The organism is Microbulbifer sp. ABM4_008 (assembly GCF_056311705.1).
This window is the reverse complement of sequence record NZ_CM149970.1, coordinates 1062192-1086743: the sequence shown is the minus strand read 5'-3', so window position 1 is coordinate 1086743 and position 24552 is coordinate 1062192. Positions and strand designations below refer to the sequence as shown.

General features: G+C 50.0%; 19 protein-coding genes. 7 read left to right on the top strand and 12 right to left on the bottom strand.

Annotation, left to right across the window (positions count from 1 at the left end):
* Positions 1-85: 85 nt before the first annotated feature.
* From ACYX4J_RS04720 to sdhC, 10 genes are all read right to left on the bottom strand, one after another.
* Entirely contained in the window at positions 86-805 is a 720-nt protein-coding gene (locus ACYX4J_RS04720) for a M12 family metallopeptidase (RefSeq protein WP_444917962.1), read from the bottom strand.
* Between the two features lie 479 nt (positions 806-1284).
* Positions 1285-2157 (bottom strand): succinate--CoA ligase subunit alpha, encoded by an 873-nt coding sequence (gene sucD / locus ACYX4J_RS04715; RefSeq protein ID WP_108734154.1) that lies wholly within the window; start codon positions 2155-2157, stop codon positions 1285-1287.
* A 2-nt stretch (positions 2158-2159) separates the two neighbouring features.
* Positions 2160-3326 (bottom strand): ADP-forming succinate--CoA ligase subunit beta, encoded by a 1167-nt coding sequence (sucC, locus tag ACYX4J_RS04710; protein WP_282933818.1) that lies wholly within the window; start codon positions 3324-3326, stop codon positions 2160-2162.
* A 161-nt stretch (positions 3327-3487) separates the two neighbouring features.
* Positions 3488-4930: a dihydrolipoyl dehydrogenase gene (gene lpdA, locus ACYX4J_RS04705; protein WP_020412682.1), complete on the bottom strand. Its 1443-nt coding sequence runs from the start codon at positions 4928-4930 to the stop codon at positions 3488-3490.
* 65 nt (positions 4931-4995) lie between these two features.
* Positions 4996-6195, bottom strand: coding sequence for a 2-oxoglutarate dehydrogenase complex dihydrolipoyllysine-residue succinyltransferase (gene odhB, locus ACYX4J_RS04700; protein WP_282933820.1), 1200 nt, complete (start codon positions 6193-6195; stop codon positions 4996-4998).
* Positions 6196-6241: 46 nt separating this feature from the next.
* Positions 6242-9073: a 2-oxoglutarate dehydrogenase E1 component gene (locus tag ACYX4J_RS04695; protein WP_282933821.1), complete on the bottom strand. Its 2832-nt coding sequence runs from the start codon at positions 9071-9073 to the stop codon at positions 6242-6244.
* Between the two features lie 211 nt (positions 9074-9284).
* Complete coding sequence (locus tag ACYX4J_RS04690; protein WP_282933822.1) at positions 9285-9989, bottom strand: succinate dehydrogenase iron-sulfur subunit; 705 nt, start codon at positions 9987-9989, stop codon at positions 9285-9287.
* 19 nt (positions 9990-10008) lie between these two features.
* On the bottom strand, positions 10009-11781 hold the full coding sequence (sdhA, locus tag ACYX4J_RS04685; RefSeq protein ID WP_444925646.1) for a succinate dehydrogenase flavoprotein subunit: 1773 nt from the start codon (positions 11779-11781) through the stop codon (positions 10009-10011).
* Between the two features lie 3 nt (positions 11782-11784).
* Complete coding sequence (gene sdhD, locus ACYX4J_RS04680; protein WP_282933824.1) at positions 11785-12153, bottom strand: succinate dehydrogenase, hydrophobic membrane anchor protein; 369 nt, start codon at positions 12151-12153, stop codon at positions 11785-11787.
* Complete coding sequence (gene sdhC / locus ACYX4J_RS04675; protein ID WP_282933825.1) at positions 12147-12521, bottom strand: succinate dehydrogenase, cytochrome b556 subunit; 375 nt, start codon at positions 12519-12521, stop codon at positions 12147-12149. Before sdhC ends, sdhD begins: the two co-directional genes overlap by 7 nt.
* Before the next feature lie 439 nt (positions 12522-12960).
* Here sdhC and gltA point away from each other — a divergent pair, with 439 nt between their 5' ends.
* From gltA to ACYX4J_RS04650, 5 genes are all read left to right on the top strand, one after another.
* The gene (gene gltA / locus ACYX4J_RS04670; RefSeq protein WP_444907526.1) at positions 12961-14250 is read left to right on the top strand and encodes a citrate synthase; all 1290 of its coding nucleotides are present in this window, start codon (positions 12961-12963) and stop codon (positions 14248-14250) included.
* Between the two features lie 317 nt (positions 14251-14567).
* Positions 14568-15104 carry a hemerythrin domain-containing protein gene (locus ACYX4J_RS04665; RefSeq protein WP_413662988.1) on the top strand — a complete coding sequence of 179 codons (537 nt, stop codon included), beginning with the start codon at positions 14568-14570 and terminating at the stop codon, positions 15102-15104.
* Positions 15105-15593: 489 nt separating this feature from the next.
* Positions 15594-17621, top strand: a complete 2028-nt coding sequence (locus ACYX4J_RS04660; protein WP_444917966.1) for an FAD-dependent oxidoreductase — start codon at positions 15594-15596, stop codon at positions 17619-17621.
* Positions 17622-18974 carry a cytochrome c3 family protein gene (locus tag ACYX4J_RS04655; protein ID WP_413662990.1) on the top strand — a complete coding sequence of 451 codons (1353 nt, stop codon included), beginning with the start codon at positions 17622-17624 and terminating at the stop codon, positions 18972-18974. It begins immediately after the preceding gene.
* Positions 18975-18985: 11 nt separating this feature from the next.
* Positions 18986-19534 (top strand): Tll0287-like domain-containing protein, encoded by a 549-nt coding sequence (locus ACYX4J_RS04650; RefSeq protein ID WP_282933830.1) that lies wholly within the window; start codon positions 18986-18988, stop codon positions 19532-19534.
* 368 nt (positions 19535-19902) lie between these two features.
* Here ACYX4J_RS04650 and ACYX4J_RS04645 read toward each other — a convergent pair whose 3' ends face one another.
* On the bottom strand, positions 19903-20112 hold the full coding sequence (locus ACYX4J_RS04645) for a DUF3820 family protein (RefSeq protein ID WP_282933831.1): 210 nt from the start codon (positions 20110-20112) through the stop codon (positions 19903-19905).
* A 148-nt stretch (positions 20113-20260) separates the two neighbouring features.
* Here ACYX4J_RS04645 and ACYX4J_RS04640 point away from each other — a divergent pair, with 148 nt between their 5' ends.
* Positions 20261-20530, top strand: coding sequence for a hypothetical protein (locus tag ACYX4J_RS04640; RefSeq protein ID WP_108734168.1), 270 nt, complete (start codon positions 20261-20263; stop codon positions 20528-20530).
* 459 nt (positions 20531-20989) lie between these two features.
* On the opposite strand, the gene ACYX4J_RS04635 is transcribed toward ACYX4J_RS04640, so the two are convergent.
* A complete protein-coding gene (locus tag ACYX4J_RS04635) occupies positions 20990-21457 on the bottom strand; it encodes an RrF2 family transcriptional regulator (RefSeq protein WP_476177986.1) in 468 nt (155 codons plus the stop codon).
* A 767-nt stretch (positions 21458-22224) separates the two neighbouring features.
* Between ACYX4J_RS04635 and ACYX4J_RS04630 the strand changes: the two genes are divergently transcribed.
* On the top strand, positions 22225-24507 hold the full coding sequence (locus ACYX4J_RS04630) for a nitric-oxide reductase large subunit (protein WP_476177985.1): 2283 nt from the start codon (positions 22225-22227) through the stop codon (positions 24505-24507).
* Positions 24508-24552 lie beyond the last annotated feature (45 nt).

Sequence of the window (24552 nt, the reverse complement as noted above, 5' to 3'; positions counted from 1 at the left end):
CATGTAGCAACATAAAAAAGGGAGCAAAAAACTCCCTTATTTTTATTCCAATAAAAATAACCGCATCGCACCCTAGCTCTTTTGGCTACATCAAAGGCCCGGCAAAAGATCTCGGCAGAGTCTGACGATTGCCATCATAGAGATATGAAAGCATATCAAGATCCCCAGCACTGGGATTCCAGGTAGAACTATTCACCTGATTGGCCGATATTTTACAGCCTCCCTCACGAGTGTTTTTAACAATCCCCAGTGCCCTTGCCTGGTCGTCATACATCATGATGGAGTTTCCATCAAAAGCAGAATTGTGTGTTAAAAACCTGGTGAGGGTTTGCACCCGAGTTTGCTGCTGCAGGGAGTCCAGTGTGTTCTTCACTGACAGAGGGGCGTCGGCACGCATGTGTTCGTGGGCCAAACCCAGTGTATGACCGATTTCATGGGGAAGGGAGGCAATCGCTGCTCTATTAGTTTTCCAATCTACACCACAATATTGATCGGTTTTATTGGTAAACCCTACCGTCGCACTACTGCGGTCGTCCTTAATTGTAACCACTCCACGGCCTGCCGCTCCAACCTGCAGGAACTTAATCGCTGCAAATCTGAACTTTCGATAAATGCAAATTTCCCAATGAGACATAGCCTTTTTTACCGAATTAACATAACCGGAATCTAAATTGGAGGGCACATAATATTTCACCACACCATTCGGCCAAACCCCACCTACCTCTTCATTCCTATCCAAAGAAAATCCACCAAAGTCTATCTTATAGGATATTTTTCGAATATTTTTATCTATAGCTAGCCCCATGCTGACGCACCTCCTGAAAAGTTATTTTCGCTGCCATAACGAGAACCAACACTGCCGCACCAAATTCGGCAAGTCAAAATTCACCCGACAGAAATAGAAAACAAAAAGAAGGAAGAGATCACAAAAAACCTTTTCCAAACACCAAAACCAAAATCGACTCCTGTAATAAAAAATATTTAAATATTTTCAGCAAGCAACCAAAAGAGCTAGGAACCACAAGAAAAGCCTTACAAAACGCAGACTTACGTGACCTATAGATAGAAGTACAAAAATGAAGAGAGAATGAAAATCAACTTTCAGCGAAAAAAAGAAAACTTAACAACAGATAAAACTGTAAACACCATGAAAATGTAAAGATAGGTAAAACTATTTACTGGGGGAGCCCAGCGCAACTCTGCCTAATCCGACCCGACTTTATACAGCCATAAAAAAAGCCACCCAATGGGTGGCTTTTTTGAAAACTAAAAGTTGGCAATTACTTACCAGCCAGTAATTTCCTTCAGAGCGTCGCCGATCTGAGCCAGGGAGCGTACGGTTTTAACACCAGCGTCTTCCAGAGCAGCGAATTTCTCGTCTGCGGTGCCTTTACCACCGGAGATAATCGCGCCCGCGTGACCCATACGCTTGCCGGGAGGTGCAGTTACACCAGCGATGTAGGAAACTACAGGCTTGGTAACATTTTCCTTGATGTAAGCAGCTGCTTCTTCTTCAGCAGTGCCACCGATCTCACCGATCATAACGATTGCTTCGGTCTGCGGATCGTTCTGGAACATTTCCAGGATATCGATGAAGTTGGAACCCGGAATGGGGTCACCACCGATGCCCACACAGGTGGACTGGCCAAAGCCGTAGTCGGTGGTTTGCTTAACCGCTTCATAGGTCAGGGTACCGGAACGGGAAACGATGCCCACTTTACCCGGCTTGTGGATGTGACCTGGCATAATACCGATCTTGCACTCACCCGGAGTGATAACACCCGGGCAGTTCGGGCCGATCAGGCGCACGCCCAGCTCGTCGCACTTCACTTTAGCGTCGAGCATATCCAGAGTCGGGATACCTTCGGTGATACAAACAATCAGCTTGATACCAGCGTTGGCCGCTTCCAGGATAGAATCCTTACAGAAAGGCGCAGGTACGTAGATTACGGAAGCTTCAGCGCCGGTCTTCTCTACCGCTTCTTTAACGGTGTCGAATACTGGCAGGCCCAGGTGAGTCTGGCCGCCTTTACCCGGAGTTACACCACCAACCATCTTGGTGCCGTAAGCAATCGCTTGCTCGGAGTGGAAAGTACCCTGGGAGCCGGTGAAGCCCTGGCAGATTACTTTAGTGTCTTTGTTAATCAATACTGACATGATTATTTACCCTCCGCAGCTTTAACCACTTGCTGAGCCGCATCGGTCAGACTGGTAGCCGCGATAATGTTCAGGCCACTGTCGCTCAGAACCTTGGCGCCCAGATCTGCGTTGTTACCTTCCAGGCGTACAACAACCGGTACTTTAACGCCAACTTCTTTTACTGCGCCCACAACGCCTTCGGCGATCATGTCACAGCGAACGATACCACCGAAGATGTTGATCAGTACGGCTTTTACGTTCTCGTCAGACAGGATGATCTTGAACGCTTCAACAACGCGCTCTTTGGTCGCGCCGCCGCCAACGTCCAGGAAGTTAGCTGGCTTGCCGCCGTGCAGGTTTACGATGTCCATGGTACCCATGGCCAGACCAGCACCGTTTACCATGCAGCCGATGTTGCCGTCGAGAGCTACGTAGTTCAGGTCGAACTTGGCAGCGTGCGCTTCACGGGAATCTTCCTGGGAAGGATCGTGCATTTCGCGCAGGTCAGCGTGGCGGTACAGCGCGTTGCTGTCGATTACCACTTTGGCGTCCAGGCAGTGCAGGTTGCCTTCGGTGGTGATTACCAGCGGGTTGATTTCCAGCAGGGCCAGATCTTTTTCCTGGAACATTTTTGCCAGGCCGAGGAAGATCTTGGTGAACTGCTTAACCTGAGTCGGGTTCAGTCCCAGTTTGAAAGCCAGCTCGCGTGCTTGGTAAGGCTGAGCGCCTACCAGTGGATCGATGGTGGCTTTCAGGATTTTTTCTGGGGTCTCTTCCGCTACTTTCTCGATCTCAACGCCGCCTTCGGTGGAAGCCATGAAAACGATACGACGGGTGGAGCGGTCAACAACGGCGCCAAGGTACAGTTCTTGGTCGATGTCAGTGCAGCTTTCAACCAGGATACGGGAAACCGGCTGGCCATTTTCGTCTGTTTGATAAGTTACCAGACGCTCGCCCAGCCACTTCTTGGCAAACTCTTCAATCTCTGCCTTGGAATCTACCAGCTTTACACCGCCAGCCTTACCGCGGCCACCAGCGTGTACCTGGGCCTTTACTACCCACTTATCACCGCCAATTTCGTCAGCCGCTGCTGCTGCCGCTGCCGGGGTTTCCGCTGCAATGCCTTTGGAAACCGGCAATCCGTATTCCGCAAACAGTTGTTTGCCCTGATACTCATGCAAGTTCATAGTCAATACCAATTCACATATAAAATGTGTTTACTAATTGCAGATCACTCTGCACCTGAAAGAGAAATTTAAAATTTCCGTCGTTGCAAATTTCAAATTCCACAAATGAAACCGGGGCGCTAATTAATCAATAATTAGTGCCCCGAAATCGAAAAATATTCTTACTTGCGCTTCTTGCGATTTACGGTGTGAATCGCATGGCCGTTCACGCCCAGCGCCGCTTCTTTCACAGTTTCGGAAAGAGTCGGGTGCGCAAATACCGTCATACCGATGTCTTCAGCACTGGAGCCGAATTCCATCGCGATCGCCACTTGCTGAACCAAGTCTGCGGCAGACGGGCCAACAATATGGGCACCCAGTACGCGGTCAGTTTCCGCGTGAGCAATGATTTTCACAAAGCCCTGGGTATCGTTGGCGGCCATAGCGCGGCCGTTGATAGCAAACGGGAAGCTGCCTACGTTGTAGGGCTCGCCATCGGCCTTCACCTGCTCTTCGGTGCGACCGACCGCAGCGATTTCCGGGTGAGTGTAAATAACGTTGGGGATCACGTCGTAGTTCATCATCGGCTTCTGGCCAGCAATGCGCTCGGCAACCACAACACCTTCTTCTGAGGCCTTGTGTGCCAGCATCGGGCCGCGTACCACGTCACCAATCGCCCATACGCCCGGTGCAGAAGTCATGCACAGGTCGTTGACATAGATGAATCCACGCTCGTCCATCTTCACACCGGCATCTTCAGACAGAAGGCCTTCGGTGTAAGGGCGACGACCAACGCAAACGATCAGCTTGTCGAAAGTTTCCTGGTGCTCTTTACCATCTTTGTCCTGGTAAGTAACAACCACTTCTTCGCCTTTCACTTCGGAGCCGGTTACGCGGCAAGCGAGGCGGATATCCAGGCCCTGCTTCTTGAAGATCTTCTGGGACTCTTTGGCAACCTGTTGGTCCATGATCGCCAGGAACTTGTCCATCGCTTCAAGAACAACCACTTCGGAGCCCAGGCGGTTCCATACAGAGCCCAGCTCCAGACCGATAACACCGGCACCGATAACACCCAAACGCTTTGGAGTTTCAGTGAATTCCAGAGCACCAGTGGAATCGACAATAATTTTGTTGTCTACCGGAGCGGGCGGAATATTTACCGGTACAGAACCGGAAGCCAGAATGACGTTTTCAGCTTCGTAGACGGTGCTGTTGCCTTCGTCGTCGGTTACTTCCACTTTCTTGTTCGCCAGCAATTTGCCGGTGCCGAAAATGGAGGTTACTTTATTGGCGGTGAACAGACCTGCTACACCACCGGTCAGCTTCTTAACGATCTCGCCTTTGCGCTCGATCATCTTGCTCACATCCATTTTGACCTTGCCGACTTCAATGCCGTGCACGTCGAGAGCATCTTTGGCTTCGTGGTATTTCCAGGAGCTGTCCAGCAGTGCCTTGGAAGGAATACAGCCAACGTTCAGGCAGGTACCGCCGTTTACGTATTTACCTTCCTTGTTTTTCCACTTTTCGATACAAGCCGTTTTCAAGCCCAACTGAGCGGCACGGATGGCAGCGACATAACCACCAGGACCGGAGCCAATTACGATTACGTCAAATTTTTCGGACATGATCAGTTCCAGATATTTCTAATGCAGTGTGATCGAGGGGGCCCGCAGGCCCCAAGATTTATTGTTTAAACTTCGAGCAAGATACGCGCTGGATCTTCGATCATTTCCTTGATCGCTACCAGGAAGCCAACTGCTTCCTTACCGTCGATCAGACGGTGGTCATAGGACAGCGCCAGGTACATCATCGGCAGGATTTCCACCTTGCCATTTACCGCCATCGGGCGCTCCTGGATTTTGTGCATACCCAGAATTGCAGTTTGCGGTGGGTTCAAAATCGGAGTGGACAGCAGGGAACCGAATACACCACCGTTGGTGATGGTGAAGGTACCGCCAGTCATCTCTTCGATAGACAGTTTGCCATCGCGGGCGCGAACACCCAGATCGCGGATATTGTTTTCCATATCCGCCAGGCCCATGTTCTCCGCATTGCGCAGAATCGGCACAACCAGGCCTTTCGGAGAGGAAACCGCTACACCGATATCCTGGTAACCGTGGTAAACGATATCGTTGCCGTCGATAGACGCATTCACTGCGGTGTAGCGCTTCAGCGCTTCTACTGCAGCTTTTACGAAGAAGCCCATAAAGCCCAGGCGAGTGCCGTTGTGGGTCTTCTCGAACAGGTCTTTATAGTTCTTGCGCAGGTCCATAATCGGCTTCATGTTCACCTCGTTAAAGGTGGTGAGCATGGCGGTGGACTGGGAAGCATCCAGCAGGCGCTCAGCGATACGCTTGCGCATACGGGTCATGGGAACACGCTTCTCTACGCGCTCACCCGGAGCAACCGCAACTTCAGCAACAGCGGCGGCAGGTGCAGCAGCGGCAGCCGGCGCAGTGCCCGCTTTCATTACGTCTTCCTTAAGAACGCGGCCACCCTTGCCAGTGCCTTCAACACCGGCCAGGTCTACGCCCTTCTCAGCAGCCATTTTCTTGGCAGATGGCATAGCAATTTTGTCGCCAGCCGCAGGAGCTGCGGCTTCGGCAGCCGGAGCTTCTGCTTTTTCTTCCGCCGGGGCAGCAGCTGCGCCAGCGCCCGCTTCAAACTTGGCAATCACTTCATTGGAGAGAACGGTATCGCCCTCACCCTTGATGATTTCAGTCAGGGCACCATCGGCAGGTGCAACAACTTCCAGCACAACTTTATCGGTTTCGATATCCACGATCAGTTCATCGCGGGACACAGCTTCACCAGGTTGTTTATGCCAGGTGGCGACAGTTCCGTCCTGAACTGATTCAGGGAAAGTTGGCGCTTTAATCTCGATCGTCATTTTTTCTGTTTCCTGAGATTGACTCTTCACTTATTACTGCCGCCGGTTATTTGACGGTCAGCGCCTCGTTGATGAACTTATTCTGTTCTTCAAGGTGCGTGGACATATAGCCCGCCGCAGGTGCTGCGGATGGGGCGCGGCCCACATATTCCAGATCCAGCTTCGGATGGGTTTCCGACAACAGGCGACGCAAGTGGTGCTGGCTGGAGTACCAGGCGCCCTGGTTCATGGGCTCCTCCTGACACCAGGCAACACTCTTGATCTTCTTGAATGCGGAAACCGCTTCCACAAACTCTTCGTCCGGGAATGGGTACAGCTGCTCGATTCGCACGAACGCCACATCTTCCTGTTCGCGCTCCATACGGGCTTCCAGCAGGTGGTAGTAAACCTTGCCGGAACACAGAACCACACGCTTCACTTTGTCTGGATCTACGCCCTGGTCCTGGATCACGTTGTGGAAGCGACCTTCTGCCAGCTCTTCCAGGCTGGAAGTGGCCAGCTTGTGACGCAGAATCCACTTTGGACTCATAATCACCAGAGGACGGCGCATGGGGCGCACCGCCTGGCGACGCAGCAGATGGAAGATCTGTGCCGGGGTAGTGGCGTTACACACCTGGATATTGTGCTCCGCACACAGCTGCATAAAGCGCTCAAGGCGTGCAGAGGAGTGCTCTGGGCCCTGGCCTTCATAGCCGTGCGGCAACAGCATTACCAGGCCGCACATACGGCCCCACTTGTGCTCACCGGAAGTGATGAACTGGTCGATCACAACCTGGGCACCGTTGGCGAAGTCACCAAACTGGGCTTCCCACACCACCAGGGACTTTGGTGTTGTGGTGGCGTAGCCGTATTCAAACGCCAACACCGCCTCTTCGGACAGCAGCGAGTCGTAGATATAGAAAGGCGGCTGGTCTTCAAACATATGCTGCAAAGGCACATAGCTCTGACCGTCTTTCTGGCTGTGAACCACCGCGTGACGGTGGGAGAAGGTACCGCGACCCACGTCTTCACCGGTAAAGCGGACCATAAAGCCCTCTTCCAGCAGAGTGCCGTAAGCCAAAGTTTCCGCCATGCCCCAGTTCAGAGGCAGGGCGCCACCGGCCATTTTGCGGCGGTCTTCATAAATTTTGGAGACCTGGCGCTGCATTACCACGCCATCGGGCACGTTGGTCATGCGAGTAGCGACATCCTGCAGCTTCGGCAGCGCATAGCCGGTATCTGCAGGCACCTGCCAGTCGTGGCCCAGGTAGGGGCTCCAGTCAACAAACATGGAGGAGTCCGGCTTCTTCACAAGACCGGTAGCAACGTCTTCACCGGCATCCAGTTTGTCGCGGTAGTCGTTGGCCAGCTTGTCTGCGGCAACCTTGTCCAGGATGCCCTCGCCCACCAGCTTCTCGGAATAGAGCGTGCGGGTAGTCTTGTGCTTGCGGATAGTCTGGTACATCAGCGGCTGGGTACCAGAGGGGTCATCGGTCTCGTTGTGGCCGCGACGACGGTAGCAGACCAGGTCGATAACGATATCTTTCTTAAATTCGTAGCGGTAGTCCACCGCCAGCAGCGCGGCCAATACGACCATTTCCGGATCGTCGCCATTCACGTGCAGCACCGGCGCATCGATCATCTTAGCGGGATCGGTGGAGTACTCGGTGGAGCGGGCATCTTCACGCTTGCTGGTGGTAAAGCCCACCTGGTTGTTCAGTACGATGTGCACAGTACCGCCGGTGTAGTAACCGCGGGTCTGGGACATCTGCAGGGTTTCCTGCACCACACCCTGGCCGGCAAAAGCCGCGTCGCCATGGATGTTGATCGGCATTACTTTCTCACCGGTCGCATCTTTGCGGCGATCCTGGCGGGCGCGCACGGAACCCACTACCACGGGCGCACTGATTTCCAGGTGCGACGGGTTAAAGGCCAGGGCCAGATGCACTTCACCACCGGGAGTCATCACGTTAGAGGAGAAGCCCTGGTGGTATTTCACGTCACCGGAAGTATCGAGGGTCTTCTTGCCTTCAAACTCCTGGAACAGATCCGCAGGGTTTTTACCGAGGATATTGACCAGGGTATTCAGGCGGCCGCGGTGGGCCATACCGATCACCACTTCCTTCACCCCGTAGGTGCCGGAGCGACGGATCAGAGCGTCCATCATCGGGATCAGGCTCTCACCACCCTCTACACCGAAGCGCTTGGTGCCGGGGTACTTGGAGTCCAGGTGGCGCTCCAGGCCTTCAGCGGCGGAAAGGCGCTGCAGGATTTCAATCTGGATGTCGGTGCCGAAGTTGGCTTTAGACTGGCTGCGCTCAAGGCGCTGCTGGAACCACTGCTGCTCTTCCAGGTTGGAGAGATGCATGATCTCCGCACCCAGATTGCCACAGTAGGTATTCTCCAAACCCTCGACGATTTCACGCAGGGTCGCCTCTTCTTTACCGAGGAACAGGCTACCGGTATTGAAGGTGGTATCGAAATCACCCTCAGTCAGGCCGTGGTAGCTCAGTTGCAGGTCGGGCACTTGTTCGCGAGCCATCAAGCCCAGGGGGTCGAGGGTCGCTTTTTTATGGCCGCGATGGCGGTAGGAATCGATCAGTTGCAGAACTTTAATCTGCTTGCGCTCGTGCTCAATATTGGCAGAGCCGGCCGCACCGGGAGCGGCCACCGGACGCGCGCGGTGTTTGCTGAGCAGCTCAAAGTGCTGGCGAACAGCGGCGTGGGAAACATCGCTGCTGCCCTCAACGCGGGGGAGGCTATCGAAATAATTGCGCCACTCCTCGGGGACACCGTTGGGGTCGTGCAGATAGGTCTCGTAAAGCTCCTCCACGTAGGCAGCATTGCCCCCGGAGATATGGGAGCTACGCCACAGCTGCTCCATGGTACTTTCGTGCATGTTGATGCCTACCTCAATTGCAGTGTGCTTATCTTCTCTTGAGCCACTGCGCTTTCCTTTCACTCACAAAAGGGGAGGCGCACAAAGCCACCTCCCCTTTTCAGTTTTTTACCGGTTAGAACCGGCTTTTTGTCGTTTGCTTGGCGCCCTACCTGGCACCGGGTTCGCAGAGCGCGAACCCCAGCGGGCCGATAACCGGCCGCAGCATCCCCTACACGGCGCGGGTCAGCAGCATATTGCGGATATGGCCGATCGCGCGCGTCGGATTCAGTCCTTTCGGGCAAACATTGACACAGTTTTGAATACCGTGACAACGGAATACGCTGAAGGGGTCATCCAGATTTGACAGGCGCTCATCAGTAGCCAGGTCGCGGCTATCTGCCAGGAAGCGGTAAGCCTGCAACAAACCAGCTGGGCCGATAAACTTGTCCGGATTCCACCAGAAAGACGGACAGGAAGTGGAACAGCAGGCGCACAGGATACACTCATACAGACCGTCAAGCTTTTCGCGATCTTCCGGAGACTGCAGACGCTCGATGGCCGGAGCCGGGGTATCGTTTTGCAGGTACGGTTCAATCTTCTTGTACTGCTCGTAGAACTGCTCCATATCCACAACCAGGTCGCGGATAACAGGCAGGCCCGGCAGCGGACGCAGAACCAGTTTACCCTTGGGGGCAGCTTCAGACAGTGGCGTAGTGCACGCCAGACCATTGCGACCGGAAATGTTCATACCGTCGGAGCCACAAACGCCCTCACGGCAGGAACGACGGAAAGACAAGGTCTGGTCTTCGGCTTTCAGCAGTTCCAGAACGTCCAACACCATCAGGTCCTTGCCCTTGGTGTCCAGTTCATAGTCCTGCATATAAGGCGCTTTGTCGGTTTCCGGGTTGTAACGGTAAATGCTTACTTTCAACATACTCTATTCCGCTCCCGAATCAGTAAGTCCGAGCTTTCGGTTCAAAGGCTTCCATAGTGTTAGGCGCGAAGTTTACTGCACGCTTGCCAACACGTTTTTCCGCGGGGAAATACATAGAGTGGCACAGCCAGTTTTCATCATCGCGCTCCTGGAAGTCCTCACGGGCGTGAGCACCGCGGCTCTCAGTACGGGTCTCTGCAGCAACTGCAGTGGCCTCGGCAACTTCCAGTAAGTTTTGCAGCTCCAGCGCTTCAACACGGGCGGTGTTAAACGCGCGGCTCTTGTCTTCGAGGCGCACATTTTCAATACGCTCGCGCAGATCTGCAAGCTTCTTCACACCTTCGGCCATAAAGTCGCCGCGACGGAATACGCCGAAGTGGTTCTGCATCACGCCCTGCAGCTCTTTGCGCAGGTCGGCAGCCTTCTCACCCTTCTCATTGGTTTCCAGGTGATTCAAGCGAGCCATAGCGGCTTCGAGATCAGACTCGGAAGCTTCGCGGTGCTCGATACCTTCGCGCAGGGACTTCTCAATAAACAGGCCGGAAGCGCGACCGAATACCACCAGGTCCAGCAGGGAGTTACCGCCTAAGCGGTTGGCTCCGTGTACGGACACACAGGCAACTTCGCCACAGGCGTAGAAGCCATCAACAATCTGATCGTTACCCGCAGCGTCCTGGGTCAGAGCCTGACCGTGAACGTTGGTGGGAATACCACCCATCATATAGTGACAGGTAGGTACTACCGGGATCGGCACCTTAACTGGGTCGGCATGGGCGAAGGTCTTGGACAGCTCACAGATACCGGGCAGACGGCTGTTGAGCAGCTCTTCACCCAGGTGATCAAGCTTCAGGAATACGTGATCGCCTTCCGGGCCACAGCCGCGGCCGTCGAGAATCTCGAGAACCATAGAGCGAGCCACAACGTCGCGGGAAGCGAGGTCTTTGGCGTTGGGCGCATAGCGCTCCATAAAACGCTCACCATCTTTATTGATCAGGTAGCCACCCTCACCGCGACAACCTTCGGTCACGAGTACACCGGCACCGTAAATGCCAGTGGGGTGGAACTGCCACATCTCAATATCCTGGACCGGCATGCCAGCACGCAGGGCCATACCGACACCGTCACCGGTATTGATGTGTGCGTTGGTGGTGGAAGCGAAGATACGACCGGCACCGCCGGTAGCGAATACAGTCGCTTTGGATTTGATATAAACCACTTCGCCATCTTCGATGCACATGGCGATCACACCCACAACAGCACCGTCCTGGTTCTTCACCAGGTCAATCGCAAACCATTCATTCAGGAATTCGGTTTTGTGCTTAACGTTGTTTTGATAGAGGGTGTGTAGCAGTGCATGGCCGGTACGGTCAGCAGCAGCACAAGTACGTGCAGCCTGGCCACCGCGGCCGAAATCTTTAGACTGACCGCCAAAGGGGCGCTGATAAATACGACCTTCCTCAGTACGGGAGAAAGGCAGGCCCATGTGCTCCAACTCAAATACCGCTTCGGGACCTACGGAACACATATATTCAATAGCGTCCTGGTCACCGATATAGTCGGAACCCTTAACGGTATCGTACATGTGCCAGCGCCAATCGTCGTTGGGATCTGAACTGGCAATTGCACAGGTAATGCCACCCTGGGCAGATACTGTGTGAGAACGAGTCGGGAATACCTTGGTAATAACCGCAGTTTTATAGCCGGACTGGGCCATCTGCAGGGCAGCGCGCATACCGGCACCGCCTCCACCAATTACAATCCCGTCAAATGAAATAGTACGCATGTTCGCCATTGCTTATACACCCCAAAGAATTTCAATACCCCACACCGCGTACAACACGGCAACGGCAGCCAGAATCACTTCTACGAACAAGCGCAGAACAGTGGCTTTACCGCCCATCATCCGGTTGGTGATGTAGTCAGTTACCACGGACCAGAGGCCAATCCAGGCGTGAATAATGGTGGACAGCAAGGCAACCAGGCTGAAAACACGCATCCAGCGCTGGGCGAACAGTTCGGACCAGGCCTGGTAGCCGAAGTCTTTACTAAAAAAGATAAAACCCACTATAAAGAGGGTATAGGCGAGCAATATTACCGCAGTGACTCTCTGGTAGAGCCAATCGAAAGTACCGCTACGGCCAAAGCTTGTTACTGTTTTTACCACAACCATACTCCCGCCAGAAGAATAAGGATTACAGCCAGCACCAGCACTGACACAGCGCTGCGACGGCCGCCTTCGAGACTTTCACCTACTCCCATATCCATAAACAGATGACGAACACCTGCCAGAATGTGGTAAATAAGTGCCGCCAGCGATGCCCAGAGAATGAGCTTGGCAGGGATACTGTTAAATACCGCTGCAATTTCGGCGAATCCCTGCTCGGATTCCAAACTGACATCGAGCATCCACAGTAGTAGTGCAACAACAACGAAGAGCACTACACCGGAAATACGATGCAAAATGGAAACCACAGCGGTAGCGGGAAGCTTTATAGTGGAAATGTCTAAATTGACAGGTCTGTTTTTGTTCACAGGAAAAACACCTTGTTGCCCTGAACGACCGGGCGCCCGTTAGCTTTTCAATGGAGGGACGAGCTGCTTGCTGATTACTTTGCACTCGACCTGATGAAGCCTTATACAAAGTAGCCGTACCATGGCGCAAGCCGCGCGGATTATAGGCATTCACTAGTCAAAACACAACGAACGCCTGCGATTACGCCGGGTTCCCACCAGTATCGCGCAGTAAATCGGGAATCGCGGGATTTCCTCAGACTTTCCTGTGCATTATCTAGACAAATACTCTACGAGTATGGAGCGGAACCGGATATCGTGTCGCCAATAGACTGGTCGTCCATTCCTTTTGGTTTGACAATTTGCGGCGCGGCACTTAAGTTTGGCCCCGCTCAAAAGGCCGCTAGCTCCCGAAAACAGCGGGAAAAGGCCGGCATAAGAACATTTTTAGGAGTCCGCAATGTCCGATAAAAAAGCGCACCTCACAGTCGATGGTATCGACGGCGCCCTTGAGATGCCAGTTCGCTCCGGCACCCTCGGCCCCGATGTTATTGATGTCGGCGGTCTGACCAGTAAAGGCTTATTTACTTACGACCCGGGCTTCGTATCTACCGCCTCATGTGATTCCAAGATCACCTTTATTGATGGCGGCAAGGGCCAACTGCTGCACCGCGGCTACCCCATCGAGCAACTGGCAGAAAAATCCGATTACCTGGAAACCTGCTACCTGCTGATGAATGGCGAACTGCCCAACGCAGAAGAAAAGAAGAAGTATGTAGACACCATTATGTCTCACACCATGGTTCACGAATCCCTGGTGAGCTTCTTTAAAGGCTTCCGTTACGATGCCCACCCAATGGCGATGATGTGTGGCGTAGTCGGTGCCCTCGCTTCCTTCTATCACGACTCCCTGGATATCACCAATCCGGAGCACCGCGAGATTTCCGCCCACCGCCTGATTGCCAAGATGCCAACCCTGGCAGCGATGTGCTACAAGCACTCCCAGGGCATGCCCTTCATGTACCCGGACAATAGCCGCAGCTATTCCGAGAATTTCCTGCACATGATGTTTGGCAACCCCTGCGAGCCCAGCAAGATAGACCCGGTTGTCGCCAAGGCAATGGACATCATATTCCTGCTGCACGCAGACCACGAGCAGAACGCCTCCACCTCCACTGTTCGCCTGGCTGGCTCTTCTGGTGCCAATCCGTTCGCCTGTATTTCTTCCGGCATTGCCACTTTGTGGGGACCCGCTCACGGCGGTGCCAACGAAGCGGTATTGAACATGCTGCAGGAAATTGGCGACGAAAGCCGTATCGACGAATTCGTGAAGCGCGCCAAAGATAAGAATGACCCCTTCCGCCTGATGGGCTTTGGTCACCGCGTCTACAAGAACTTCGATCCTCGCTCCCGCGTAATGCAGGGCATCTGTGATGAAGTTCTGGGTGCCATGGGTGCAGAAAATGATCCTCTGCTGAAGATCGCCAAGAAGCTGGAGAAAATCGCCCTTGAGGACGATTACTTCGTAGAGAAGAAACTCTACCCGAACGTAGATTTCTACTCCGGCATTATTATGAAGGCTATCGGTATCCCCACCGATATGTTCACCGTAATTTTCGCCACCGGCCGTACTTCAGGCTGGATTGCACACTGGAATGAAATGATTTCCAATCCGTACAAAATTGGTCGTCCTCGCCAGCTGTATACCGGCTACCCTCAGCGCGATTTTGTACCGCTCGAGCAACGCTAAGCTCAAAGCAATTAAAAAAACCCGGCTATGCCGGGTTTTTTATTAATTAGATATTTAAATTTATTTTGATTCCACTGGCGATAATCAACTGCATTTCGATAAAAATTAAAAAGCAAAGATCTAAAATGTGACACAAGTCTCACTTTGAAAATTTTGCTTTACTCGCCCCTTCCATAACAGTTAAACCAACTGTCATCCAATGTAAAATCCGCCACGCCCGCCGGGACCCAAATAGCTTTGCTTTCTTTAAGTTACCCCCAACTTCGCGGCGCGATCAGACCTAATAACAAACCTTTAAATTTACTGAGACTAAATTCATGCTTAGTTTTATTTCTGGAATGTTCCGAAGTAACAAAACAGAAGACGCGGCGGACCTTGAGGAAAAATATACTCGCAGCTCTTATGCAGGAGCTAAAGGTGCCCGCACAATCTCTTACGATCCCACTCTAATTAAAGCCCTTGAAGACGATCACCGCACCTTGATCAGTATTTTTCAGCGAATGTGGTCAGAGGGTTATGAGAAGCAGAACTACCGCCAGCTATCGCAGCTACTGACCCAATTTAAATCTGGCTTCCAGGCCCATCTAATCAAAGAAAATGTACGTTTTTACGTATACCTGGAGCAAGCACTGGCTGGCGATGCCCACACACTGCAAGTAGTTAAAGATTTCCGCACCGATATGAATGAAATTGCAAATGCTGTTGTGCAATTTTGCAAGCGCTATAACCACGAAGCCTTCACTCCTGAAATGGTTCGCGACTTCAAAATGGATTATCAGAAAATCGGTGAAGCGCTAACTCGTCGTACTGCCCTAGAAGAAAAAGAACTCTACGTCCTTTACCAGCCCTCCTAAAAGCAACGTTTAGTTTTTTTATCAGGAGTAGTGAGATATTTAACCTAGGAATGCCGATAGGAAACAAATCTTTACAATAGGCATACTATTTTACAGTCCGCAGCCCACAAGGACGGGGCCGCATATTTTTTGGCCGCTCAGCGGTCACAAAGTAACTGGAAAGCACTCCCCTCACCCCACCAATTTTTCACAGCCAAATTAAATTTAAGCACTGAATTTGGGCAAGATACATTTAGCCCCCCAAAAAAACTGTGCGCATCAGTTAAATCCAGCCTTATTTTCCGACCTGACCTTACTTTACACCCAATTCTCTATCGTCATGTTCTAATCGGTACTAGACGTTTATTTAATTTTGTTTAAACATATAGGGATTAGAATTCAAAAAAACACCTAAGAGTGGGATATTAGTCTAAGAAAATTAGCAGGCCATCTGGCAGACAAATTAAAAATACAAAGACTAATAGAAAATCAAAGCAGTCGGGGGGAGGTATGACTGAGCTAGACGACACACTTGTCGAGCAATTACCAAGCGGCATCCACACTAATGATAACAGTTACCCAATTTATGTAATTATCGGTACTGGTCCGGTGGGTGTGCGTTGTGCACAAAAATTATTAGAATTCTGTGATGAAGCTCAAATTGTTATCTATGGAGCAGAAACAGAGTCTCCCTACAACCGGGTTAAACTTTCTCAATATCTATCAAGCCATGTAGAGTTGGAGGAGCTTGATAACCCTATTCTCAGTCAAAGTGACCACCGCCTGGCAGAATATATTGACCGTAAAATAGTCTCTATTGATCGCTCCAAAAAAACAGTCACCGATGCTGCAGGGAATATACAACCTTATTCCAAGCTAATAATAGCGACTGGATCAAATCCTATTATTCCGAAGATTCCGGGTGCGGATCTGCCTGGTGTTTACCCTTTTCGAAGTCTGCGTAACACCAATGATTTACTTGAGTTAAGGGAGCAGAATGCAGACATCTGTGTTATCGGTGCTGGTGCTCTGGGCCTTGAAGCTGCAACCGCGTTAAAAACACCTAAAAACAACATCACTTTACAATCCAGAGGACACTTACTCAGCGGGCTCCTGGGTGAAGAAGGAGAGGAGTTCCTAAAGTCCGCACTCACTGCACTGGGTGTAGAGTTAAAAATTTCGGACTCCCTAACATCCATTGAAGAGAGCGATAGCAAGCGCCTACTCACTTTTGAAAGTGGCGAAAAAATTCCCGTCGACGCTATCGTGTTGTGCACTGGCATTAAGCCGGAAATTAGCCTGGCCGAACAGAGCGGACTTTCAACTAAACGCGGAATCGTAGTCAATGAATGGATGCAAACTTCCGACCCGGATATTTACGCCGTAGGCGAGTGCGCTGAGTTTGACAAGAAAGTCTACCAATTGGTCCGACCGGGCTACGAACAAGCTGAAAGCTGCTGCTCACATATTCGTCGCAACCATAGCGGTAAATCTCTCTCGCAGCCCTACTCCGGCACTTATACCGATATTCAGCTGAAAATTGCCCATATTCCCTGCGGAATAATGGGAGAGGTAACCCCGGAAAACCTCAATCAGCAAGAGGGCGTTGAGAGCCATGTCTATCGCAATCGTTTTAAGGGGATCTATAGACGCTTATTTATCAAAGGCGAATACATCGTTGGGGCCATTTATATTGGCAGCTGGGATGAAGCCAATGAATTGCGTCAGACTGTAGCACAGGAACAAAAAATCTCTCTGCGCACACTGAAAGACTTTGAAAGCGAAGGGCGAGTGTTTGCCAAAAAAAGCGGCAATAGCATTAAAGATTTTCCCGATAGTTATCTAGTCTGCCAGTGCAACTCTGTCACCAAAGGGGAATTATGCAAGGCTATTTCCGCTGGGAAGCGCAATTTAAATGAGCTGCAACAAGCGACAACAGCCGGGTCTGTTTGTGGTAGTTGCCGCCCACTAATGGCTGAGCTTCTGGATGTGCCAGCTCCCAACTTGGTAATGCGGCACTCCAAGGGGATATTGATAACTTCTGTTCTGTCATTAATCCTGATAGCCCTGGCTTTCCTGATGCCGCCAGCTCCAGTTTCCCCCTCAGTACAGACTGCACTTTTTTGGGAAAAGCTCTGGTACGACAATTTTTGGAAGCAGGTTACGGGCTATACCATTCTCGCTATGTGCTTGTTTACTGCCGCTCTCAGTATCAGGAAACGTTGGAATAAACTTAGCCTTGGGCATGTCGATCACTGGCGCTATGCACACAGCGTTACAGGTTTAATCGCTCTACTTGCTCTCGCTGTACATTCAGGCTTCCGCCTTGGTGAAAACCTGAATTTGGCATTGATGCTGGTATTTCTAACTGCAACCGCAACTGGTTCTCTCGTCGGCGTTTTTATGGCGCGCAACCACCACTGGACTGACCTGAAACTTCGCGAACACCGAAAATGGTGGTCCCGAGTTCACTATGCCCTGCTCTGGGCCTTACCGGTCCTTCTCGCCTACCATATTTTTGCGGTTTATTACTTCTAGATGAAATCATATCAATTTAAATTCTGGCATTACGGTGTATTGCTAACGCTGGCTATCGGCTCTGCGGTGGCATACAACCTTAACGTTGACGATAAATCTCTATTTATCAGTGGAGATGCCACGCACGGTCACCATCAAATTGAGCTGGCTTGTACTTCCTGCCATACCGATGGCTTTGCCGGTGAGGATGCTGTTCAGCAAGCTTGCCTGAATTGCCATGCGGAAGAACTGGAGCTTGTAGACGACTCACACCCCCGGCAGAAATTTTTAGATCCGCGCAATGCTGTACTTCTGGAGACTCTTGACGCCCGGCTATGTGTAAGTTGTCACACTGAGCACAAACCACAAATCACCGGAGAGATGGGAGTAACCCTGGCGGGCGACTTTTGCTTTCACTGCCACAGCGATATTGCCGAAGAGCGCAGTAGTCACAAAGACCTGGGATTTGAAACCTGCGCAAGTGCGGGCTGCCACAACTATCACGATAATGGCTCCCTCTATGAAGACTTCCTTATCGCCCATGTTGATCAACCTGATCTATTGGAAACTGCAAAGCTTCCCGCTCGTACAGCAGTTCAGTCCTGGCTAAATGAGCATTCAGATAAAGCCCCTTTAAAAGTTAGCGAAGCAGACATTAGCAGCTCTAGCCAGACTGCAGAAATCGCAACGGTCTGGGCACAGAGTATTCACGCACAAACAGAGGTGAACTGCAGCAGCTGTCACGTCGATGGGCAAATGCAATTCAGTAGCGTTGAGATTGTCGAGCAATGTGCTAGTTGCCACAGCGATCAAAAAGAATCCTTCACTCAAGGAAAACATGGAATGCGCATGTCCAACAAGCTGGAAGAAGGCTTTATCCAGCAGGTCGGTGCCATCTCCCCGCAACAGGCCCGCCTTCCCATGAATACCAGCGCAACGGATGAATTGAGCTGTGTCAGTTGTCACGGGCCCCATGAAGTAAATCTGCAATTTGCCGCTGTAGAGGCTTGCCTGGGTTGCCACAGTGATGAGCACAGTCTCTCTTACAAAGAGTCCCCTCACTTCGATACCTGGAATTCAAACCCAGAGGGTGGCGTAAGCTGTGCCAGCTGCCATTTACCACGGGAAACCCATGGCGAACAGGTTGTAGTTAACCATAATCAAAATCATAACCTTCGCCCCAATGAAAAAATGATGCCCGTTTGCCTGAGCTGTCATGGAGCCGAATTCTCCCTTGCTGCCCTGGCTGACAAAACTCTGATTAACAATAATTTCAAGCATAAACCCGCAGAGAAGCATGAAACATTCGAGCTGATCCGCGAGCGTATTGCAAGGATTACCAAAAGCAAAAACATGCAAAATCAATCCCAATAGGAGGGGAAAATATGCGTATTGCCGCTTGTATTATCGCTGGACTGGCACTGCTCACCGGCTGTGAGAAAAACCAGGGAGTTGCTCCGGAGCGAATGGCGGATGCCATCTTTGCCGTTATCGAGGCAGACAGGGCCAACTACACCAACAAGGTTGTAAACCGCCTGCAGAACGAGGAAAAAATCCTTGACGCTGATGAGCATTGGCAAGATAAGAAATTGCTACCACTCCCCGCGCAGATGATGCGTATGGGAGCTGAGCGTGTTGCCGAAAATGAGTCTGGCTTTAACTATGCCCTGCTCTCCCTGTGGCCAATCAACAAGCAAAACAAACCGCGCACTGAGATGGAAAAAGAGGGCTTGCAGTACGTAATCGACAACCCAGGGAAAAACTTTTACGGCCGCGAAAAACTAGGTGATACCGAGTACTTCACTGCAGTATATGCGGATGTAGGTGTTTCACCTGCTTGTGTGAGCTGTCACAACGATCACGTAGACAGCCCGCGCACTGACTTTGAGCTGGGCCACACTATGGGTGGTGTTGTTATCCGAATCCCACTCTAATCAGTTAGTCAGTAGATAGCTGCGTCCGACTTTCGAGTCGGGCAACTCTCTCACAAAATATTGCCGGCGGGTATTAGTCGGTGAGAACTGAGTTTAGAATAATTTAAAAGAGTGGCGGCCGAATTCGTTTCGACCGCTCCCTCTTTTAAGCTGACTGGCTCTACTCCCGCTACTACCTCGCTGAAATCATTCAGACCAGTGGTTACCCGCTGTGGGCCTATTTCCGGGTCAGTCCAGTCTCCATTACGGCCCGCTTTTTCTTGGGCTTCGCTCCGCAAAGCACACCTAGGCACTACTATATTAATGTCAAAGTCCCGCAGAGCAAACCGACCAAGGTGATTGCAATACTGGGAAAACCTGCTAAAAGGTCAGCGCAGAGGATCAATAAGCCCCTGCAATCCCTCTACTTTTATCTCCAAGGCTAATGCCATTAACTGTCCTAGACGCCCCTCTGGAAACCCCTTTTTTGCGAACCAAAGCAGGTACTCCTCAGGCAAATCTATTAAAACCCGGCCCGAGTATTTTCCAAATGGCATTTTGAGTCGAGCCAGTTCTACCAAGTCTTGTTTTTCGAACACCTTAACAACCACCTAAATATCGACAAAAAAAGGGAATGAAACTCCCAATTTGGATTTGTTGCCAGTGCATGCGGACTCTACACTGGCTCCGAAATAGTCGGCCTGCGCCGATTCTTTATACCTCAACCTTCCAGTAACAGAGGTGTCTATGCGTATCAAAGCTATCAAATATCTCAGCTTGGCCGCAGTATTGACTGCAAGCCTTGGAGGTACGGGCTGCGCCAATATGAGTGATACCGACCGCCGAATCGGCACCGGTGTCGGTATAGGCGCAGTAACAGGTGCCTTGATCAGTGGCGGGCGCCCTGGTGGCACTGCCGCAGGTGCGGTTATTGGTGCCGGTGCAGGCTACCTCTATGATAGGGAAAGAAAGCGCAGAGATTACTATCGTTATCGCGGTCGCTACTATCGTTATTAATTCGCTGCTTATTTTTAGTTGCTAATCAGTATAGTGCGGGTGTCATTGTACTTCGATATTCGCACTACTGAGGCAGGCAGGGAAGCCGACTCCCAATTAAACTGGTTCCTATAAGACAAAATTGGCACAATCCTCGCTTTCGTTTTACTACGGCACTCATAACGATATTCAGCAACCATCTCCCAGATAAAGGCATTACGCTTGAGCAGGAGCAATAAATTTGTGCTGAGTATTTCCCTACTCTAGGAAGCACTCCCAATACCCCCTAAAACCTAAAAGTCAGACCAACGTGCATTGAGTGGCTACCTGATATAGGGTGAGAGGAAATTGAAGATAGGCTTTTCATCTGGCGGGATACAAAGCCCCTTATGTAATAAAGGCCCTAGAGTATGAATCTTCCAGGCTTTGAATGGAAAACTGTACTTTTTCTCCCTCAAGCAAATATAAGACAAGCCTAACCTAGGGACCTTGCTGCGCCCTCTCAATTTTCGCAGGAAAAGCTAGTATATTGATAAGGTCAGTCTGACTCGGGCCGGATACCAGGTCTTCCAAGGTGTATTGCTCCAAACAAATAAAAAAACTTTCCATAGCCTCGGCGAACATTTTCTTCAACCTACACGCAGGAGTTATGACACATTGATTATTTGTCCCAAAGCATTCTACTAACACGGTATCTTGCTCCAATAATCGAACTAGCTCTCCAACATTAATGTCTTCAGGAGCTCGGCTTAGCCGAATGCCACCATACTTACCCCGGGTTGCAATCAAGTAGCCTTTGAGATTCAACTCTTGTACCACCTTCATTAGGTGGTTTTTAGATATTTGGTAGCGCTCAGCAACTTCTCTGATGGTTACTAACTCTCGATTCTGTATAGCAAGGTACATCAACACTCGCAAAGAGTAGTCGGTAAATTGCGTGATCTTCATTGGCAAAGTCCCTCATTGTGAAGCCAAGAATTTTCATCCCTTGAAAATTTAAAGATGCATCTAGTTTACATCATTGGAATTTAGGTGTAAATTGCCACGCAAAAGATGCATCTCATATACATGTATAGATAAAGGGGTAGAGAATGCTCAGTCTCAAATGCTCGTTCAACCTAGCCCTTAGGCTACGGTTACAGCCGAATGTGCTATTTATGACTGCCCCAAAAGCTATTAGAGGAATTTCGAGCGAAAGCGCTCTGAAGTCAGGGGCTACTTTCCTGAATTTAAGGCCGCTAATTAATTTAAGAGGCCAAGAAGTGAACTTCGATATATTCGCTTACACAAACTCTACCCAGGGGCGGCAGGTTAACAACGATTATTGGCCATTTTTCATTACCCAAATACAAGGTATCGGTCACCTAAAAATTCAATGTCTTACAAGACCAAACATTATTTTGAGAAGCCCATTCTCAATTTGATTTATTCAAGCAACACAAGGAAAAGGAGAGTTTATGTTTTTTCTGTTGCAAGTTAACGCCTCTACTGGAGGCCAATCTCATGAGATCAACGCAGCTAAGCAAGAACGCGAAAAGTCAGGCTTAAAACCTATTAACACTCAATCAGGCATCATAGATCCACTCCAAAAAATTAGAGATACCCGATGTTTACGATGTTTTGGTTTACAAGCAGCCTAGGGAGATATACGAAAATTAATAGTTTAAATAGCATATTGCTAAAAAAGCCAATTTATATTGGCAAGGATAACTCTGATGAGAACTTACAAATCTCTTTGGTGGACATTGATCGGCGTTTTAACTGTAACCTTTTCAATACTCGGATATTTTGGCAGTGAAATATATCGGAAGGCACCTCCGATACCTGACGCCTTTGTCTCAGAAAATGGCAAAATACTGACCACTAAAGATAAAATTTTAGATGGTCAAACTTCTTGGCAATCCGTTGGAGGAATGCAACTGGGATCTATTTGGGGGCATGGTGCCTACCAAGCCCCAGACTGGACCGCTGATTGGTTACATCGAGAGCTAATTAATTGGTTATCAATAGCGGCAAAAGAGGAATTTGGCCTACCATATGAATCTTTATCCAAAAGGGAAAAACACAAACTTCTGTATGACCTTAAATTAGATTATAGAACCAACACCTATAGCAGCGAATCTGGAAATGCTACTTTATCTAAGCGAAGAGTCACAGCTATAGAGCAAACTGCAAAATATTATAATGCACTTTTTGGGGGGGATCCCGCTTTACAGCCAACCCGCGCAAATTACGCAATGAAAGAGGTTACACTGCCTGATGCTGATCGCCGAGAACGACTTACTGAGTTCTTCTTTTGGACATCCTGGGTAGCTTCAACCGAGCGTTCACCAGGTGGCGCAACCTACACTAACAATTGGCCCCACGAACCATTAATTGACAACAAGCCAACTAGCGAAAATATTATTTGGTCTATTATTAGCGTGGTCTTATTGATTGCCGGCATTGGCGCCCTAGTTTGGGCATGGGCGTTCCTACGCACTGAAGACAAACACCCTACTGCCCCCAAGCAAGATCCAATCAGCACCTTCAAATTAACTCCCTCACAGAAAGCTCTTGGAAAATACTTACTAGCTATAGTAGGACTATTTACTTTCCAAGTTTTTTTAGGTGGTTTTACTGCCCACTATACTGTCGAAGGACAAGGATTCTATGGGATAGAGACATCGGAGTGGTTTCCATACAGCCTGGTACGCACCTGGCATATACAGGCTGCTCTATTTTGGATAGCTACAGGATTTTTAGCTGCCGGGCTATTTCTTGCTCCAATCATCAACGGTGGTAAAGATCCTAAGTTCCAAAAACTTGGTGTTGATATATTGTTTTGGGCATTGATAGCAGTCGTTATTGGATCATTTGTCGGCAATTATCTAGCCATTGCGCAAACTCTGCCACCAGAGCTCAGCTTTTGGCTGGGCCATCAAGGATATGAATTTGTAGATCTTGGCAGACTATGGCAAATCGGTAAATTTACCGGCATCGTACTATGGTTGGCATTAATGCTGCGCGGCATTGTTCCAGCATTAAAGCAAAAAGGTGATAAAAACCTGCTAGCCCTGTTTACTGCTTCCGTAATTGCCATAGGATTGTTTTATGGTGCTGGCTTCTTTTATGGCGAGCGCACACACATATCGGTCATGGAGTTTTGGCGCTGGTGGATAGTGCACTTATGGGTAGAAGGTTTCTTTGAAGTTTTTGCTACAACTGCGCTTGCATTTATCTTCTTCAGTATGGGCCTTGTATCTAAACGCATGGCTACTGTGACTTCTCTAGCATCAGCGTCATTATTTCTACTAGGGGGTGTACCGGGAACTTTTCACCACCTATATTTCTCAGGGACGACAACACCAGTTATGGCGGTAGGGGCCACATTTAGCGCACTCGAAGTGGTCCCACTTATCTTGTTGGGTTATGAAGCCTGGGATCATTATAGCTTAAAAAATCGTGCACCCTGGATGGTGAAAATCAAATGGCCTTTGATGTTTTTTGTAGCTGTTGCTTTCTGGAATATGTTAGGAGCAGGCGTACTTGGCTTTACCATTAATCCACCGATAGCGTTATATTATCTTCAGGGCTTAAATACCACAGCCACACATGCCCATGGTGCATTGTTTGGAGTATATGGGTTCTTGGCATTGGGCTTTAGTTTACTCGTTCTTAGATATATTCGTCCCCAGTTTATATTTAGCGAAAAATTGATGAAAACGGCATTCTGGTGGATGAATATAGGTTTGGCTTTAATGTTGTTCACCAGCCTTTTGCCGGTCGGTATTATCCAGTTTATAGCGAGCGCTTCAGAAGGCCTTTGGTATGCCCGCAGTGAAACCCTAATGCAAAGTGGAACGCTAGTTACTCTAAGATGGATACGAACTATTGGTGATGTGGTGTTTATCGTCGGTGCACTGGCTATCACATGGCAAGTAACACAAGGCGTGCTGAACCTAAAGAGGCACAGCTCAGTAGACTATCTATCAGGGCAAACCAAATCAGTCTCTTAACCTACTTATAAACCTATGCAACGTTACTGCGTAACTCAAAAGTAA

Excerpts from the sequence above, each read along its gene's own strand:
- ACYX4J_RS04720 (WP_444917962.1), bottom strand. The coding sequence starts at position 805 with ATGGGGCTAGCTATAGATAAAAATATTCGAAAAATATCCTATAAGATA.
- sucD (WP_108734154.1), bottom strand. The coding sequence starts at position 2,157 with ATGTCAGTATTGATTAACAAAGACACTAAAGTAATCTGCCAGGGCTTC.
- sucC (WP_282933818.1), bottom strand. The coding sequence starts at position 3,326 with ATGAACTTGCATGAGTATCAGGGCAAACAACTGTTTGCGGAATACGGA.
- lpdA (WP_020412682.1), bottom strand. The coding sequence starts at position 4,930 with ATGTCCGAAAAATTTGACGTAATCGTAATTGGCTCCGGTCCTGGTGGT.
- odhB (WP_282933820.1), bottom strand. The coding sequence starts at position 6,195 with ATGACGATCGAGATTAAAGCGCCAACTTTCCCTGAATCAGTTCAGGAC.
- ACYX4J_RS04695 (WP_282933821.1), bottom strand. The coding sequence starts at position 9,073 with ATGCACGAAAGTACCATGGAGCAGCTGTGGCGTAGCTCCCATATCTCC.
- ACYX4J_RS04690 (WP_282933822.1), bottom strand. The coding sequence starts at position 9,989 with ATGTTGAAAGTAAGCATTTACCGTTACAACCCGGAAACCGACAAAGCG.
- sdhA (WP_444925646.1), bottom strand. The coding sequence starts at position 11,781 with ATGGCGAACATGCGTACTATTTCATTTGACGGGATTGTAATTGGTGGA.
- gltA (WP_444907526.1), top strand. The coding sequence starts at position 12,961 with ATGTCCGATAAAAAAGCGCACCTCACAGTCGATGGTATCGACGGCGCC.
- ACYX4J_RS04665 (WP_413662988.1), top strand. The coding sequence starts at position 14,568 with ATGCTTAGTTTTATTTCTGGAATGTTCCGAAGTAACAAAACAGAAGAC.
- ACYX4J_RS04660 (WP_444917966.1), top strand. The coding sequence starts at position 15,594 with ATGACTGAGCTAGACGACACACTTGTCGAGCAATTACCAAGCGGCATC.
- ACYX4J_RS04655 (WP_413662990.1), top strand. The coding sequence starts at position 17,622 with ATGAAATCATATCAATTTAAATTCTGGCATTACGGTGTATTGCTAACG.
- ACYX4J_RS04650 (WP_282933830.1), top strand. The coding sequence starts at position 18,986 with ATGCGTATTGCCGCTTGTATTATCGCTGGACTGGCACTGCTCACCGGC.
- ACYX4J_RS04640 (WP_108734168.1), top strand. The coding sequence starts at position 20,261 with ATGCGTATCAAAGCTATCAAATATCTCAGCTTGGCCGCAGTATTGACT.
- ACYX4J_RS04635 (WP_476177986.1), bottom strand. The coding sequence starts at position 21,457 with ATGAAGATCACGCAATTTACCGACTACTCTTTGCGAGTGTTGATGTAC.
- ACYX4J_RS04630 (WP_476177985.1), top strand. The coding sequence starts at position 22,225 with ATGAGAACTTACAAATCTCTTTGGTGGACATTGATCGGCGTTTTAACT.